The following is a 17097-nucleotide window of genomic DNA, read 5'->3' as shown; positions in this document are numbered from 1 at the left end:
AAACCTCTTACCGTTTTAGCCGGTTCGGTTCCCGCGGTAGGAACTCTCATCTTAAGCAAAAATTCAACTCAAGGAAATCCAATCCGCGGCCGCTTGGGGCGCAGGGGAGGGCGGGGTGATTCCCAATTCGGGAAGACAGGCTCATCGGCGAGAGGTGCGACGGTTCTTCCCTCGTCCTTTGGGAGGGACCGGGGCTGGCAGGAAAGGGATGCCGACCACGAAGCGAGGTGGGTGACCTTCACCCTCCTGGTCGCGTTCCCAGGCGTCGACCCATCGCTTCCAGGAAATCGCGACGTCCTTGATGGGATGCAACTCCACGTCCGAATCCCGATGGCTGGGATTATCCTCGCCCAGCCGGGCCGGTTGCCGGACCAACTCGACTCCCGCCATCTTGTAGAGCCCGACGACGGCCGTGATCAATGCTCGGCGCTCGGCGTCGGTGATCTCGGCGATCCAACCCGGGTCGACAACCCCCGCGATCAGGTGGCCGAATCGCTCCTCGAACATGATGGTGAGCTCTTCCGGCTCGTCGTCGATGTGGAGGGAGACCTTGATGCGATTTGTGGCGATCCTGATCGAGCCGATCGTCATCTCGAGCGGCTTCAGCGTCCGACTCTCATTGACGAGGGCGATGAAGTCTCGGGTCAGGAACCGATGGAGTTCGACCTCGACGTGGTGTAGACGCTCGCCGAGGGTGATCGCGCGTTCCTCCTGGACTTTCGACGGTCCGCGACGCTCGGATTTGCGGAGCTTGGAGAACAGTTTGGGAATGGTCCCCGAGTGGAATCCGGGACGAAGGAGCCGGGCCATCGTCTCGCCGTGATGTCCCACGATCACTTTCGCGAGATTTGTGCTGCGATTGGCCTCGTACAGCCGCCAGTTCTCCTTGAATTCCCAGACTAGGAACCCGAAAACGCCGGGGAAGAGCAGGACCGTGATCCCGGCGATGAAATTGGCCGCCACCAACCCGAGGAACGGAGAGAGTGGGGTCGCTATGATATAAGCCAATTTGAGGGAGAACGGAAGGATGACCTTGTGGGACACCGTCACCACGGGGAAGTGCTTGATCGGGTTGATTTGAGGCTCGATCAGCAGATTCACATAAATTCGGATGAGGTACGCAACGACGAACCAGATCGAGCTGAGCACGACCTTGGCGACCAGTGAAACCTTCGATTGGCCCGCGCGAAACCGGAGCCATTCATCGACGGCGTAGAGAAGGCGGTCGACCGTCTCGAGAACGCGATCAAACGAGGCCATGACGAGGCGGAAGAGCCCGGGAATCAGGTCCCGGATCGTGTATCGCCAGCCGCGGGCGACCTCATCGGTCAGGAACTCTTCGAGGTGCCTACCGGACTTCGAGTTGATCAGCAGGTTGATCGCAAGGAACGCCAGCCCACCCGAGACCACCGTCAACCGGTCGTCGACCCCCAGCAGATGGACTACCGTGGCGATCGGCAGGAGCACCAGTATCGGCTTGATCACGTAATTCCAGGCGTAAAGCGTGACTCGCCCTTCGATCAGGAGCCGTATCAAGGGTAAGCGGAACACCAACGTCACGACCTGCCCGACCGATTTGCGAATGAGTCGGGCCAGCGAGGCCACGGTCACCAGGAACCTCGACCGAAAGCTGAGGAAATTCACCACACCGAGCGCGATCGTCCCCAGCGAGACGAGCGAAACCGGGTTCTGGATATGGAGGTGGATTGATTTATCCCAGAGGTGATGGACGACCGGCTCGATGAGGTGCTGCAACCCCTCGAGCGCGACGAAGGCCCCGCCATAAGGGATCGCCACATAGAGGGTCAGGAACCGCCCGAATGACGTGGCGAATGCCATTGCACTCAGGCGATGGAGCCACCTGAGATAAATCTCACCTCGGCGGTAGATCCCATCAAGTTCCCGCGCCAGGGCTCGGTCGGCCTGGAGGAGTCGATCCCTGCGGATCGCATCGCCGAAGCTCTTGATGTCGGGGAGCTTGAGGTTGCTCCGCGAGCACGCGTCTCGGAGTTCGCCGATCGAGAGATGGCCCCGGCTCGAGATCTTGTCGAGCAGCTCATCCACGAGCTTCTTGAAAGCTACCCGCTCAGGCAGGTTGCACGGGCGAAAGCCCTGTTCCTCGATCGTCGTCTCGATCGGCTTTCGCAGCCGTCTCCGCAGGAGTTCGTCGGCCTGGTCGAGCGCGTCGTGGAGCAGATGCCCGAGCCTGGCTCGATCCTCGACCCCGACGTGGACCGATGCGAGTCGGTGTGCGGCGCGTCGGAGATGGTTCTCCGCCATGACCGCGCCGAGGAGCGGCTGATCGCGTCGAATCGGCGTCTTGCCGAAATTGTTGACCCAGCCCCAGAAGTCCATCCTGAAGGCCGGCCGCTCGTAATCGAGGCAGACCTTTTGCAAGTCGTAGAGCAGGCGGGCCTCGGCCGTCCAGAAGCCTCGAGACGCCCGTTCAAGGAGCGGCAGCAGGCCTTTGAGCCACTCGTCGGCCTCGTTCGCCTCGAAAAGCCCGGTTTCCTGGATCCGATGGACAAGGCGCTCGAGGTCTTTTTTCGCCCCCTGGTCGAATGAGGGCTTGAACCTTGGCTGGGCCTGCCTCGCCGCGCTGGTCTTGAGGATCGCTGCACGGACGTCGTTACCGCGATTGGCCGCCGTCGTCGACTTGCGTATGGAGAGCCTGGCCTGCCTGGTCTCCGGGATTTCGAGCTCGGCCGATTCGGCGACGGTCCGATACCGAATCACGACGCTCGGGATCCCCTCTGCAAGTATCGTGTCGGGGAGCCAGGCTCCCTCGGGGCGACAGCTCTCAAAGAGCGTCTTGTCGTCGATGTCGCCGGCGAGGAGCGCCTCGATGTCGCCACGCTCGAATTCGTCGAGCCCTGGGAACGTATGGGTCAGGAGTTGAGGGCTGAAACGTCGGAGTTCGAGGTAATACGCCGCGAACTCGACGAAGGTTGTGAGGTCGTCTTCGGGAGGGAGCAGGATCCCTTCGGTCCTCAGGACACCTCGTATTTCCTCGAACTCGTCGCGGCCGATGCGGTCGACCCGAGCCTGGATCTCGGCGTACGAGAAATGTCCTCGGAGGGCTCGACCTTCGAGAACGGCGTGGATCTTGGCGTGGAAGACGAGTCGCCAGAGGTCTCGCAGCAAGGTCCCGGGGGTGAAGTCGGCGAAGTCGCGAGGGTCGGGGCGGGGCAGGAGGATCAGCGGATCGGGGTCGGTTCGATCGTAAGCGATCTCGGCCTGTTCCAGGGCCGCGGCGCCGTTGTCGGTCGACGCGAAGACTGTGTAGACATGGCGATGAGGGAGATGGAACCCGTAGCCGCCCAGCCGCCGGTCTCGCTTGATGACGCGGCGCATGCGGCTGGGGGAAACGAAGCGGACGGAGGGCTCGGCGTTATGGACGGCCCGCTCGATCTCGGCTACGTCGAGGCTGCGTTCCGCCGGGCTGAGCATGGGGGCCAATTTCCTTAACTCTCTTTGACAGAAAAGCGCATCGTAGCGTGGCCTGGCGGACGTTGCCAGGCGTGAGACGCCCGCCGTATGAGAACCGCATGCCGGGTGAATCGGGCTGTGGCCCTCAAGACTCATACGACCCCGATTTTGATCGGAATCGCTTCGATTTTCCGGAGAGGCATCGCGGCGGGGGTCTTAGGCGATACGATAATAACTGACGAGGACGGTGACTTTGCCGCCGCCAGACTACGGAAGCATGCGTTGAGGGCCGTACGCCTTCGAGCTGCGTTGAATTGACGAGATGTTCTCCTGAGGTCGCGAGGGATCATGGGCTCGCGCGAACAAGGCCGCCCCAACGCCGGAACGAGGCCCGCTGGGCAGGTATTCCAGAATACCGCCCGCCCCGGCCAATTCGAAGCTGGTGCGGCTAGCGGTCGAGGCCCCATCGAGCGGGCCGTCCCGGGTAACGCGCTCGAAGACGTTATCGGCAGGCTCCATGACGAAGCTGACTTCCTCTACTCGCAGCGTCAGTACGCCGAGTCCGAGATCAAGGTCGTCCAACTCCTCGGGGTCCTCGAGCGGGCCGTCGGGCGGAGGCATCCGGATTTCGCCCTAGGCCTGAGCATGCGGGCCGAGCTGAGGTTCCTCGTCGGCGACCCCGACGGCGCCGAGCAACTCTTCCGCGAGGCCTTGGAGATCCGCCGGGCGACGATCGGCGAACATCATCCCGACTTCGCCACGAGCCTTGGCTGCCTGGCCGGGCTCCTCGCCCACAAGGGTCGATACGACGAGGCCGAGGCCAACCTTAGGCAGGCCCACGCCATCCGGCTCGAAGTCTTCGGCGAGCAGCATCCCGAGACAGTCCGCGGCCGGAATGAATTGGCGAGGTTGCTCCGCCGCAAGGGGGATTGGGGGGTCGCCTGCGAGCTAATCCATCAGACCACGCAGACGAGCCGGCCAGTGCCCGGAGCGAAGAGCTCCATCCTCGTCACCGAGTTGGCCCACGAGGTCGTCGGGCTGGCCGAGCAAATCAAGCAGCTTGGCAATCACTCCGGCCCCGTTGCCGTCATGGATTTGCGTTCCGGCTGCCCGGTCCAGACCACGACCCTCGACGAGATGTCCGCGTGCCGCCGACTACTCGCCTCATTGCGCGAGAAGGCGAAGCGGCTCGCGGGTCCGCAGCCGTCGCTTTCGCTCAATGCCGAGAATCTTCATGAACTGGCTGCGTTCCTGGATGAGGTTCAGGAGGCCAAGTCTCGCCAGGTTGCCCGCGAGGAAATCCGCCGTCGGGCCCTCACGGTCCTCGACCAGATCCTCGCCCTAGGGCATGTCGGCGATGTCGACTTTACACCCTTGATGGAATGCCAGGAGCATGCCCGCCTCTTGCGCGGGGGGATCGCCCTGGCACCCTGGGCCAACCTGCCGAGCCAGGCCTCGACCCTTTCCTCGGGAGAGCACGCCCTCACGCAACTTCTCTCGCTCGTGGTGCAATTTGAGGCCCTGAGCGATGAGGAATGGGCGAGCCACCACGAATTCGTCCGCGACACTATCGGCCCCGAGATTGCAACCGCGGCCTCTAGGCGTCGGCTCCGGCTCAAGAGTGCCCCCGTCCGCGCGATGGTCCGCGACATCCCGTTCGAGGAAGACATGCCGAACGCCCCGATCTTCGGGTCGATCGAAGCCCTCGACACAGAACGTCCGCACATCCAGCGGGTCCAGGAGTTCTACGAGGAACCGCGTGAGCCCGAGCCGGCTTCAGAACCCGAGCCCACGAAGCCCGACGAGCCGCAGCTTGAGAAGTTGGAAATCGTCTTCTCCGTCAACGAATCGCAGGGAATCGACGCGGGCGCGACGAACCCGATCCGCATGACCCTGATGGACACCTCGGATCAGGAAACGTATGCGGAAGTCGACCCCTTGCAGGCCCTCGCGACCGACCTCGTTGTCGCCGGAGCTAGTCTCGCCGAAGCCGAGAATTCGGAGACTCAGGAGCCCGCATCTTCTGAAGAAGAAGTTTCGAGCTCGGAAATCGAGGCGCCTCCCACGGACGGAGCCGACTTCATCCCGAATGGTGCGAGCGTCGACGTCGGGGCTCGTACGACCGGGATTACCGCCCCTTCGTTCTCGAGGGTACCATACCGGAGGGTCGGCCCCGGCTTCGTGGCGGGCCCGCTCCCGATGCTCAAGCCGATCCAGCCTGAGATGAAGGACGGACGACCCTTGCTGGATCCGGCCGCCCCTCCACCATCCGACTCGAGGCACTCGAAGACGGTCACAGTGAAGGTCGAATCGATCGACCCCGAACTCACTTGACTGGGCCCTTCGCGCGATAGGCCTTCTCAAGATTCTCCTTGAGGCAGGCCAGGCTGAGACGGGCGGTCGGCTCCGCGCCCGGGGAGTAGTCGAAGACCTCGACGGAAACCCAGCGGTCGTAGCCGGATTCGACGAGCGCCTTCAAAATGGGCTCAAAATCGATGTCTCCCATACCGGGACCTTGCAGGTTCACGTCCTGGGCGTGGAAGTGGCCGGCGTCCTTGGCGTAGCGATGGATCAGCTCGGGCACCGTGCCGTCGGTCTCGCCGCACTGGGCCTTCACGTCCATGTGCAGTTTGAAGCTCGGGTGGCCGACCTGCCTGATGAGTTCCTCGGCCTGGGCGCAGGTATTGAGGAAGTTCGTGTCATTCGGGGCCAGCGGCTCGAGGCAGAAGTCCACCCCCGTCGCCCCGATCCTTGGCATGATCTCCGAGAAGACCTCGAGCGAATAGGCGAAGGCCTTAACATAATCGACTCCCGGTAGCAGGTCGCGCTGCTTGGGGGAGCCGAACACCATCACGCCTCCCCCCATGTCACGCGTGGCCTCGGCGAGTTCGACGAGGTATTCCCCCGTCTTCTGCCGCACCGATCGATCGGGTGAGGTGAGATAGAACCCCTCCGTCCTTGCCAGGAGCCAGTGAAGCCCGATCGTCTCGAGGCCCGCGTCCTCGACAATCGACCTGATCTCGCGACGCCTGGCCGCCGAGACGTCCGTGATCCGAGGCGCGATCGTGAACGGGGCAATCTCGAGGCCGTCGTATCCGAGTTCCTTGACGATCCGGCAGACCTCGGGGAAGTCCCAGCCCTCGAAAAGCTCGTTGCAGATCCCCAGTCGAATCATCGGCAGGACTCCAGAGTCGGTCGTAGTTGGCGTGTGAAGAATGCTGATATAGGGATGAAATGGCCCCGAGCATGGTAAGCATCGGGGCCGGCGGGTTGCATATTCAATCAGTCGGATTTGGGGCGGGTCAACTCGGCGGCGAGCAGGGTATTTTTGAGGAGCATGGCGACCGTCATCGGCCCGACGCCGCCCGGCACTGGCGTGATCGCTGACGCAACCTGCGAAACGGTCGGATAATGCACGTCACCGCAGAGTGAGCCATCCTCGCGCTTGTGGATCCCCACGTCGATGACCACCGCGCCGGGCTTCACCCAGTCGGCCTGAACCTGCTCGGGCCGACCCACCGCGGCGATCAGAATGTCGGCCTGCCGGGCGATCGAGGCCGTGTCGCGGGTGCCCGTGTGGCAGATAGTGACGGTGGCGTCCCCGCCTTTGCCTTTGCGGACCAGGAGCAGGGCCATCGGCTTGCCGACGATATTCGATCGCCCGAGCACGACCGCATTCGCGCCCTTGGTCTCGATCCCGGCCTCGACCAGGAGTTCGCCGATTCCGAGCGGGGTGCAGGGGACAAATCGAGGCGAGCCGATCGTCAGGAGGCCCACGTTCTCGGGGTGGAATCCGTCGACATCCTTGCGGGGGTCGACACGCTCGAGCACCACGCGCTCGTCGATCTGTCGCGGCAGCGGGAGTTGCACGAGGATGCCATGCACGGTGGGGTCGGCGTTGAGCCTGTCAATGGTGTCGAGGAGCTTGGCCTGGCTCACGTCGGCGGGCAACCGGTGCAGGGTGCCGTTCATCCCGGCCACTTTGCAGGCATTCTCCTTATTGCGGACATACACCTGGCTTGCCGGATCGTCCCCGACCAGCACCACGGCGAGGCCGGGGACGATCTGGGCTTCCGCCCGGAGCTTGGCGACTTCGGCCTTGATCTGAGTGCGAACTTTCTGGGCGAGCGCTTTACCGTCGAGGATCCGAGCAGCCACGGGCGAACTCCGGGTGAGGCGAATTTGTCCGAGCCGCTATCATAACTCGTGACCTGGCCTTGAGGAATCGGGACGAAGTGCGAGGGGAGACGAGGCGCGTGTTACAAGGAACGGATTCAGTCGAGGTTGAGAATCTCGGCGGGCTGGAAGTCTCGACTCTCGCGATCGCTCGGCGTGTCGGATTCCTCGCATATCCCGTGCTCGTCGAGCAGGCCCTGCATTACCTCGTCGGTCTCTCCGACACCCTCCTGACCGGTCGTTACCTGACGCAGGATCACCTCGCCGCGGTCACGGTCTCGACGTATTTGCTCTGGTTCCTCAGCAACATCATGACGATCGTCTCCGTCGGGGCGACGGCCATCGTGGCTCGGATGATCGGGAAGAAGGAACCCGAGGCAGCTTCGCGGATCTGTCAACAGGCGGTGATGATGGGCCTGATCCTCGGGACGATCACCTTCGTCGTCGGCTGGATCTCGGCCTCGAATGTCGTGACCCTGCTCAACTTGCAAGGGACGGCAGCTCGCGAGGCGGCCAATTTCTTGCGGATCGTGCTGGCGGCGACCCCGATGCTGGCCTGCACGGCCGTTGGAGTCGCCTGCCTGCGAGGTGCGGGCGATACTCGCACGGGCATGTGGGTCATGATCCTGGTCAACGCGATCAACGTGGCATTGAGCTGGTCGTTCGTACGAGGATTTGGTCCTTTGCCCTCGCTGGGGCTTTCAGGCGTGGCGCTCGGTACGGCCATCGGTGAAGGCATCGGGGGTCTGGTGATCCTGCTGATCCTGATCCGAGGGCGCTCGGGTCTTCATTTGAGCCTTCAGCAGTTGCGTCCGGCTTGGCCGGAGATTCGCCGGATCCTCCGGATTAGCCTCCCCGCGGCGGGGGAGAGCCTCACGAATATCTCGAGCCAGCTCTGGTTCCTGAGTCTGATCAACAAGCTTGGCCCGACGGCCACGGCGGCGCACGGGGTTGCCATTCGGTGCGAGTCGCTCTCGTTCCTCACGATCGCGGCGTTCTCGGTCCCGGCGAGCACGCTGACGGGTCAGTATCTCGGCGCAGGGCGGCCGGACCTCGCGGCCAGGGCTGCTCGAATGTCGTGGGCGCTCGGTATGGCCGTCCTGAGCTTACTCGGGGTCGTGATCTACACTCAGGCGGGCGGGATGTTCTGGCTCTTCACCGGCGGAAGGCAACCGGACGTGACGAGTCTCGGGGTTCCCGTCCTGCGAGTCATCGCCTTCGCCATGCCGGCTCTGGCCACCATTAACGTGTTACCGGCCGCCCTGAGAGGGGCGGGTGATACCCGTTGGCCCTGGTTTTTCGTGATGCTCGGCTATCTTGGCGTACGGATACCGCTCACCTACTATCTGACCAGACCCTCGGAACTGGGAGGGATGGGCCTGGGGCTTTATGGGGCTTGGCTCGCCATGTTCGCGGACCTGAGCGTCCGAGCACTGCTCGTCGCCGGGCGATTCTTCCAGGGCGGCTGGCGCGAGGCTCGCGTCTGAGCCCCGCGCCTCAGTTGTGAACGATATATTTGAATCAGAACGCGGCGAGGGAAGCTCGCACGTCGCGATCAATCCCGAAGAGTCGGTCGAGGTTCGAGGTGCGGAACACCTGCTGGAGGATCGGTGAGAGCTCGCAAAGCCGCAGCTTGCCGCCCGAGGTGTCCACTCTGCGCTGGAACAGGATGAGCTTGCTCAGGAGTGAGCTGGATATGAGCGTGACGTCGGAGAAGTCGAGCACGAGTTTGATCGGAGTTCCGTCGCTGGGGATCACCGCCGCGATCTGGTCCGCGACGTCTCGAACAGTCCGTTCGTCGAAGAGCTGGCGTTCGTTGAAACGGACGACGCTCACGCCGTCGTGAACTTGGACGTCGATCCGAGATGTGGCGGACATGAAACTGCGCTCCGTGGAATCGTGGGCCACCGTCTAGCAGGATTCGGCGGCAACCCTCGCTGGCACTTGGCTCTCGAGACGTTAAGAGAGCTTCCTCCGTCGACTGGAGCGAAGCAAGCCTCCTCCGCCCGTATTTTTCTTGACGGGTGCGGAGATCGGGGCGATCGGGGCCGCGGGATCGGCCGGGGCAGGGCCGAGACCTCGTTCGACCAGAGCGAGCCCGGCCTCCCGGTCGGGGACGAAGGCAAAGAGCGACTCGAGCTTGCTGACCCGGAAAACTTCCTGGACGGTCGGGTCGACGTTGCAGAAGATGAGGTGGCCGCCTCGCTGACGGGCCAATCGATGCAAGGCCACGAAATTGCCGAGCGCCGCGGAGCCCGCGAAGCCGATGCCGAGGAGGTCGATCACCAGGTCGACCTTATTCCCCGCGACGTTGATGTGGGCCTCGTACAGTCTGCGAAGATCCTGGACCGGGGTCGGATCGAGTCGGTAGCAGTCCCAGAATTCCGCGACCATAAGCCCGTTAATGTTGTGGACCTGAACGGCCGGTTTGAGCATGGGAGAGGTTCCGCGTTAAATACGAACCTACCTAGAATTACGTCCAGTATGTATAGGGGAGTTGCGCAAGGAGGAACACTCAGTGCTGCGACTCGGTCGAATGTGATCGGACGAGACAAGTCCGGAAGGGGAAAACACGACTCACGGACGTTTGTCGCTCGGAGGTCAATCCTATCCTAGCATAGAGGACAAGGGGGAACCAGGATCTTGACAGCCTTATCTACCCCAACGCCTTAGGGCTCGGTTTCCCGAAACGTGGCCCAAATCGAGCCTCTCCTTGACACGTCGATATGGTATCTTTCGTAGGAGTAGAGAGGACGCCGACGAATCGCGGACCTGAACTCGCGAACTCGGCACACGGCGGACGCCACGGATCTCAAGGAATGGCTCGCGAGAGGTACGACGCCCAACGTCGCCCTGAGTCAGTGCCTTACGAAGGGATTTGACCCATGCGTCGCATTCCCGTCATTCTGGCGATCTGGGCCTGTCTGGCGACCACCGCCGGCGCGGCCGAGAGTTGGGTGGATTCGGTCTTCCAGGAGCGTTCGTTTAACTTCGGAACCGTCGCCCGAGGGTCGAAGATTCGCCACTCCTTCAAGGTGGCCAACCACTCCGACCAGGAAATCCACATCGTCAACTGGAAGACCAAGTGCGGCTGCACGGAAGTCCGCGTCGGGGCGAAGCAGATCCCCCCCGGCACGCAGACCACCGTCGAAGCCGTGATCGATACGACCAAGTTCCTCGGCGAGAAGCGATCCGGGCTCACCCTGGTGATCGATCGCCCAACCTACACCGAGGTCGACCTCAACGTTGTCTGCTACATCCGCGGGGAGATCACCCTCAACCCCGGACTCATCGACTTCGGCACCGTTCAGCGCACGAGCGATCCCGTGGTGACGCTCAACCTCGGTTATACGGGGAGCGTCCCTAACTGGGGCATCGAAAAGCTCCAATTCGGAAGCAATTTCGTCACCGCCAAGGCGCAGGAAACCAGCCGTTCGGCCGATGGGCAGGTCCGTTACACGCTGACCGCGAACCTGAAGCCGAATGCCCCTAACGGTTACTTCAAGGACGAACTGACCCTCTACACCAACGACCCGGCGAATCCCAAGTTCCCGATCTCGGTCACGGCCAATATCCAATCGGCTGTCGTCGTGTCGCCGTCGATCATGGTCCTAGGACGGCTCAAACCCGGCGAGGTGGTCAAGAAGCAGGTGCTTATCCTCTCGAACTCGAAGCAGCCGTTCAAGGTGACCTCGACCAAGGCGAGCAAGGACGGACTCTCGGCGACCCCCGACCCAGCGACTCAGGATTCACTGGCCCTGCATCGAATGGAGATCGTCTTCAAGGCCCCCGCGCAGTCCGGTCCGTTCAATGCCGTTTTCGAGATCGGGACCGACCTCAAGGATGAACCTCCCGCCAAACTAACCACCTTCGCGACGATCGTCCCCTGAGTTCGGAGCCGTTCGCGAAAACCACAACGAATTCTCCAGGTTGACAAGTCGTCGCGGGGTGCCCTAAGCTCGCCTCGCGACGACCGACCCGCCTCTTCTGCAAGGGTCGTTCGGACTAGGGACGGATTCAGGCCCACGTCGGATGATGGATCTCCGATGCACGCCTCACCAGGGAAGAGCCACGATGGCGATCGCACCGTTGACACGAACCCCCACCGACCCTCCGCGCACCCCTCGCCTGAGCCTGGCCGTCGCCGACGCCAACTGGTTCACCACCGAGCACCTGTTTCGAGAGGTCGATCGCGAGGACGTCGCGACGCTACTCCTGCACTGCCAGGACTATCGCAACGCCTGGAACGCCGGCCTACGCCCCTGGAACTGGCGACGCTCACCCAAGCAACTCGGCGAGTCGCACTGGCGACATGAACTCGTCCTGCCCAGCGGATGGATGAAGAGCTTCCCGCAGATCGGCATGAGGCCGATCGCCTCCTCGATCCAGCGCTGGCATCGACGGATGGGGCGGAAGAGCCAACTCGCCCTGGTGATGACCTACCCGTTCTATCGGCCGCTCCGGGACATGGTCCGGCCAGATTATCATATCTATTACAACGTCGACGATTACACACTGTACTGGCCGGGACAGGCCGACAGGGTCCGCGAAGCCGAGCGGCAGATGGTCCGCGAGTCCGACCTGACCGTCTGCGTGGCCCGCTCGCGTGCCGACGAGCTGCGTTCCGCCGTCCCCGAGGCGTCCGACCGGATCAAGCATCTGCCGCATGGGGCTCGGTCCGCCTCGCTCGGCGATCGTGCCTACGACCGGCCAGCGGCCTTACCCGAGGACATCGCGCACCTGCCGCGGCCGATCCTCGGATATATCGGGAGCTTGGAAGACCGGCTCGATTACGACCTGATCCATCGCCTCGCCGGCGCCATGCCCGAGGCCTCCGTCGTTCTGATCGGGCGCGAACCTTCCGAGAACGCACCCGGGGCCGAGAATTTTCGTCGTTGCGTCGAGCTCTCCAACGTCCACGCCCTGGGCTGGCGACCGCAAGCATCGATCAACGATTATAACCGTTGCTTTGATGTCTGTTTGATTCCGTATCTGCCGGATCACCCCTTCAACGTCGCCTGCTGCCCCACGAAGATCATGGATTACATGGTCACCGGGCGGCCCATCGTCTCTACCACAGTGCCCGAATGTCGGCTCTACGAAGACCTTTTCCGCGTCGCCTCCGATCACGAGGCCTTCATTGAAAGTGTCCGCGCCATCGTCGCGACAGGGTCGGACGACGGCCTCGCCTCGGCCCGTTACGAGTGGGCACGCGAGCATACCTGCCGCCGAGTGGTTGACCAGTTGCTCGACTGGCTCCCGATCGATTGAGCATGAATCCCAGCCGGAAACTGGCGATCTGATGACATGCCAGGCAACGCTGCCGCGCGAGTGCGCTCCCACCGCGCCTTTTCTGTCCGAATGGCGGGCAGGACGTTGGCAAGGCCGATTGTCGCTGGGTACATTCTCTATCTTCAACCCGAGAGGGTCTTGACTACCCTCCCCGCCTGGTCCTTCTCCGTTCGGGAGCCATCACGATGAGCTTTGGTCTGAGGTTCCGTCTCTGCCTGATGATGTTCTTCCAGTACTACGTTTGGGGCATCTGGCTCCCGATGCTCGCCCAGCGCCTGGGACCGAACGACCTGAATCTCAGCGTTCAGTCCATCGGCTGGATCTTCACCGTCTACGGCTTCGGGTCGATCCTGGGCCCGTTCATCATCGGCCAGTTGGCGGACCGCTACTTCGCCACCGAGAAGGTGATGGCGATGTCGCATTTCATCGGCGGGTTGCTTTTGATCGCGACGGCTTACGCCACGTCGTTCGTCCCGATCTTCGTCTTGCTGCTGCTTTACTGCAGCCTCTACATGCCGACGATGGGGCTATCGAACTCGATCACGTTCCGGAGCCTTGGCGAGGGTAATCAGAACACGTTCCCGTCGATCCGGCTTTGGGGAACGGTCGGCTGGATCGCTGCCGGTCTCTCGTTCCCGTTCTATATCGATTACAACAATCTTGGCTTTTATAAAGACTTCTTCGGTCTTTTCCATCAGGATAAGGCCTTCGCTTCGTTCCTGGCCGCCTGGCAGTCGAGCGTGGTGCCGCATCTCAAACCGCTGTTCGCGATCTCCTGGATCAGTGAGCCCGGCTTCCGCGACTGCTTGCGAATCCCAGGCGTGGTTTCGTTGATCTATGGAATCTACTGCCTGACGCTGCCGCACACTCCGCCCAGCCCGGCCAAGGAAACCGATCCGATCGACAAGAAGTCGGCCGTACTCGAAAGCCTCGAGTTGATGAAGCACCGATCCTTCGCGGTCCTCGTGGTCATCACGGGCCTGATCGGGATCATGCTCGCCTTCTACTTCGCTTGCGAGAACTACTTCCTCGAGTCGATCGGAGTACGCCCGACCGACACCGGCGCGTTCATGACGCTCGGCCAGTTCGCCGAGGCGGTCGTCATCGGCCTGGTCCCCCTCTCGGTGGCGAAGATCGGCGTGAAGAAGACGATGCTCCTGGGGGCAGGGGCCTGGGCGCTCCGTTTCGGACTCTCGGCTTATGGCAAGCCCCAGTGGCTCATGATCTCGACGATCGGGCTCCACGGCTTCGCCTTTGGCTTCTTCTTCGTGGTCGCCCAGATGTACGTTGACCGAGCCGCGAGCAGCGACATCAAGGCGACGGCCCAGAACCTCTTGATCTTCGTGGTCTATGGCCTCGGTACGGTCCTCGGCAGTGCCCTGACCGGCTGGGTCCGCGCCTACAACACGACGGTGGTCAACGGTAAGTCCGTCGAGAACTGGACGGGCAACTGGATGGGCCCCTTCATCCTAACCCTGATTTGCATGGCGGCCTTCGCCCTCTTCTTCAAGGAAGAGGAGATCGGCGCGAGCAAGAAGGAACTGGAACCAGCTTCCGAAATCGCTTGATGAGCTTACGAGCCCTTTCGAGACCCGGTTCGAGGCAGCCCGAGAGTTTTCAGGAATTCTCGGGCGACCTCTGCCGGGTCTCGGTGCTTCTCATCCACCTCCCGATTCAGCCGACGCATCGTGTCGGCGTTGATCTTTCCTCCCAGTACTTCTAGAACTTTTCTCAACCCCGGATGACGTTCCAGTACCTCTGCCCGCACGAGCGGCACGGCCTGGTAGGGGGGGAAGTAGTGGCGATCGTCGGTCAGGACGACGAGTTCGAGCGACGCGATCCGCCCGTCCGTCGAGTCGCCCGCCGCCAGGTCGAGCGAGCCTTTCGCCACCGCCTGATAGAGCAGATTCCGATCCATTTCCCTCGGCGAAACCACGAACTCGAGCCCATAAGCCTTCGTGAGGCCAGGATACCCATCCTCGCGGTTCATGAACTCGGGACCGAATCCCGGGCGGATTTCGCCAACATGGTTCTTGAGGTCGGAGATCGACCGAATCCCGAGCCTTTCAGCCTGCTCGCGTCGCATGATGAGGGCGAAGGTGTTCTCGAACCCGAAAGGGGCGAGGCAATCGATGTCTTCTCGCTTTTTCAAAGTCTCGCGGACGATTTGCAGCACGGCATTGGGATCATTCCTGGGCGGTTCCTTGAGGATCGTCGTCAGGGCGGTGCCCGTGTATTCGACGTAGGCGTCGAGCCCCCCCTTCTTCAGGGCGTTGAAGCAGACGAGCGTCCCGCCGAGGTTGAAGCGACGATCAACCTTCAATGTGGTCTCCGCCTCGATCAGGTCCCCCAGCATGTGGCCGAGGGTGATCATCTCGCTGCCATCCTTCGAGCCGATCACGATCGTCGAGGACTGATTCCGGCCCGGGAGGTCATTGAAGAATCCCCAGCCTGCTGTGGCCAACAGAAATGCAACGACAGCTGACGCGATGATCTTGCGGACCCTCGACGATCGTTCGCGCGTCGGGTCGAGAGCCGACTCGACCTCGCCTAGCGCGGCGTCGCAGATGAGTGCCAGCAGGGCCGCCGGGATCGAGCCAAGCAAGATCAGCCGAGTGTCGGAGAGCGAGACACCCCGAAAGATATACGTTCCCAGGCCCTTGGCCCCGATGGCCGCGGCGATCGTCGCCATTCCGACCGACGCAACACTGGCGACCCTGATGCCGCCGAGCACGATTGGGATGGCGAGCGGCAGTTCGACGATCGTGAGGCGCTGCCACCAGGTCATACCCAGTCCAACGGAAGCCTCGGCGATGCCCGCGGGGATACTCCTGAGGCCGAGGATCGTGTTCTTGATAATCGGCAGAAGGGCGTAAATGACAAGGGCCGTCCGAGCCGGGGGCTTGCCGATCTGCCCGTGGAATGCGATGAGCAAGAATCCGAGCAGGGCCAGGCTTGGTACCGTCTGCAGGATATTGGCCACTCCGAGGACGATCCGCTCGGCTGATTTCGATCGGGCTGCCAGGATTCCGCAGGGGACCCCGATCAGGACCGCGAACGCCAGGGCCTCGAACACGAGGTCGAGATGTGCCGCGGTGGCGAGTGCCAGTTGCCAGTATTCCTTGCGGAACAGGTCGAGCATTCCGCCCATCACGATCCTTCCGGGTCCGCCGCGGCAACCGCCCCGGCTTCTTGAAAAAAGGATTTCACGAATTCATTTCGAGGTTCGTGGATCAGTTCCGCCGCCGATCCTTGCTGCACCAGTCGGCCTCGATCCACGAGCGCAAGCCTGTCGGCGATCCGACATGCTTCGCGAATGTCGTGGGTCACGATGATGACCGTCTTATTGAGGCGGCGCCTCAGGGCGACAAACTCGTCCTGGATTTCACGCCTCGTGATCGGGTCAAGCGCCCCGAAGGGCTCGTCCATCAGGATGAGGTCGGGGTCGGTCGCCAGGGCCCGGGCGACTCCGACGCGTTGTCGTTGGCCACCGCTGAGCTGGTGCGGACGAAGTGATCCGAACCGATCCGGGTCGAGGCCAACCATCTGGAGCCCCGTGCGGACCTTCGGCTCGCTTTCCTTGCGAGATTTGCCATGGATGCGGAGCGTCAGGGCCACATTCGACGCAATATCAAGGTGGGGGAGAAGCCCGACCTCCTGGATCACGTAGCCGATCGACCTCCGCAAGGTGATCGGATCCCAGTCCGAGGTCGGAGTTCCTCGAACGAGGACTGTGCCGGTGCTCGGCTCGATCAGCCGATTAACCATCTTGAGGAGCGTGGTCTTCCCCGAGCCGCTGGAACCGAGGATGGCGAGGCACTCACCGCCGCCAACTTCCAGGCTGACCCCTTCGAGCGCATGATGCCCGTCGGGATAGCGTTTCGAGACGTCACGCCAGGTGACGGACGCGGGGGGTGAATCGGCCGGCATGATCTTCCCGTACAAAAGGTTGCGGCATCCCGACTCGGTTCGACAGTATCATGGACCCGGCCTGTTCGATAGAGTCCAAGAGACCGTCATCAGACCAGAGCGTCTGATCCATGGCGGGTTTTCCCTGCGAGAATCCTCGAGTGTGCAAAGTCCACGCCACCGAGTTCGGAACTCGCCTTCCAGCGGTCCTCGGATCGTTCCCTAGATGCCGCGGCCTGCATGGATCTTGTGAAAGACACGCCTCGACAACGACCGTCCCTCGGAGTGCTC

General features: G+C 62.5%; 12 protein-coding genes. 5 read left to right on the top strand and 7 right to left on the bottom strand.

What is annotated here, in order from left to right; translation table 11 throughout:
* Nucleotides 1-141: 141 nt before the first annotated feature.
* A complete protein-coding gene (locus ACOYYX_RS31305; protein WP_422926599.1) occupies nt 142-3450 on the bottom strand; it encodes a hypothetical protein in 3309 nt (1102 codons plus the stop codon).
* A 327-nt stretch (nt 3451-3777) separates the two neighbouring features.
* On the opposite strand from ACOYYX_RS31305, the gene ACOYYX_RS31300 reads away from it, so the two are divergent.
* Nucleotides 3778-5763, top strand: coding sequence for a tetratricopeptide repeat protein (locus ACOYYX_RS31300; RefSeq protein WP_422926598.1), 1986 nt, complete (start codon nt 3778-3780; stop codon nt 5761-5763).
* Here ACOYYX_RS31300 and ACOYYX_RS31295 read toward each other — a convergent pair.
* Together ACOYYX_RS31295 and folD are read right to left on the bottom strand one after the other, a co-directional pair.
* Nucleotides 5756-6604, bottom strand: coding sequence for a sugar phosphate isomerase/epimerase family protein (locus ACOYYX_RS31295; RefSeq protein ID WP_422926597.1), 849 nt, complete (start codon nt 6602-6604; stop codon nt 5756-5758). The two genes, ACOYYX_RS31300 and ACOYYX_RS31295, sit on opposite strands and share 8 nt — an antisense overlap.
* A 107-nt stretch (nt 6605-6711) precedes the next feature.
* Nucleotides 6712-7587 (bottom strand): bifunctional methylenetetrahydrofolate dehydrogenase/methenyltetrahydrofolate cyclohydrolase FolD, encoded by an 876-nt coding sequence (gene folD, locus ACOYYX_RS31290; RefSeq protein ID WP_422926596.1) that lies wholly within the window; start codon nt 7585-7587, stop codon nt 6712-6714.
* A 98-nt stretch (nt 7588-7685) separates the two neighbouring features.
* Between folD and ACOYYX_RS31285 the strand changes: the two genes are divergently transcribed.
* Nucleotides 7686-9092, top strand: coding sequence for an MATE family efflux transporter (locus ACOYYX_RS31285; RefSeq protein ID WP_422926595.1), 1407 nt, complete (start codon nt 7686-7688; stop codon nt 9090-9092).
* A gap of 34 nt (nt 9093-9126) precedes the next feature.
* Here the strand turns inward: ACOYYX_RS31285 and ACOYYX_RS31280 are convergent, their stop codons facing one another.
* Together ACOYYX_RS31280 and ACOYYX_RS31275 are read right to left on the bottom strand one after the other, a co-directional pair.
* Nucleotides 9127-9483, bottom strand: a complete 357-nt coding sequence (locus ACOYYX_RS31280) for an STAS domain-containing protein (RefSeq protein WP_422926594.1) — start codon at nt 9481-9483, stop codon at nt 9127-9129.
* Nucleotides 9484-9564: 81 nt separating this feature from the next.
* Complete coding sequence (locus ACOYYX_RS31275) at nt 9565-10041, bottom strand: STAS domain-containing protein (RefSeq protein WP_422926593.1); 477 nt, start codon at nt 10039-10041, stop codon at nt 9565-9567.
* A gap of 449 nt (nt 10042-10490) precedes the next feature.
* Here ACOYYX_RS31275 and ACOYYX_RS31270 point away from each other — a divergent pair, with 449 nt between their 5' ends.
* From ACOYYX_RS31270 to ACOYYX_RS31260, 3 genes are all read left to right on the top strand, one after another.
* Nucleotides 10491-11495 (top strand): DUF1573 domain-containing protein, encoded by a 1005-nt coding sequence (locus ACOYYX_RS31270; protein WP_422926592.1) that lies wholly within the window; start codon nt 10491-10493, stop codon nt 11493-11495.
* A gap of 184 nt (nt 11496-11679) precedes the next feature.
* Nucleotides 11680-12876, top strand: a complete 1197-nt coding sequence (locus ACOYYX_RS31265; RefSeq protein WP_422926591.1) for a glycosyltransferase — start codon at nt 11680-11682, stop codon at nt 12874-12876.
* Nucleotides 12877-13082: 206 nt separating this feature from the next.
* A complete protein-coding gene (locus ACOYYX_RS31260; RefSeq protein WP_422926590.1) occupies nt 13083-14465 on the top strand; it encodes an MFS transporter in 1383 nt (460 codons plus the stop codon).
* 5 nt (nt 14466-14470) lie between these two features.
* Here ACOYYX_RS31260 and ACOYYX_RS31255 read toward each other — a convergent pair whose 3' ends face one another.
* Nucleotides 14471-16048, bottom strand: coding sequence for an ABC transporter permease/substrate-binding protein (locus tag ACOYYX_RS31255; RefSeq protein WP_422926589.1), 1578 nt, complete (start codon nt 16046-16048; stop codon nt 14471-14473).
* Nucleotides 16048-16827 carry an ATP-binding cassette domain-containing protein gene (locus ACOYYX_RS31250; protein ID WP_422926588.1) on the bottom strand — a complete coding sequence of 260 codons (780 nt, stop codon included), beginning with the start codon at nt 16825-16827 and terminating at the stop codon, nt 16048-16050. Before ACOYYX_RS31250 ends, ACOYYX_RS31255 begins: the two co-directional genes overlap by 1 nt.
* Between the last annotated feature and the right edge of the window lie 270 nt (nt 16828-17097).

It is taken from the genome of Singulisphaera chitinilytica (assembly GCF_049331405.1).
Lineage (GTDB): Bacteria > Planctomycetota > Planctomycetia > Isosphaerales > Isosphaeraceae > PoT.
This window is presented reverse-complemented; position numbering and strand designations above follow the sequence as displayed.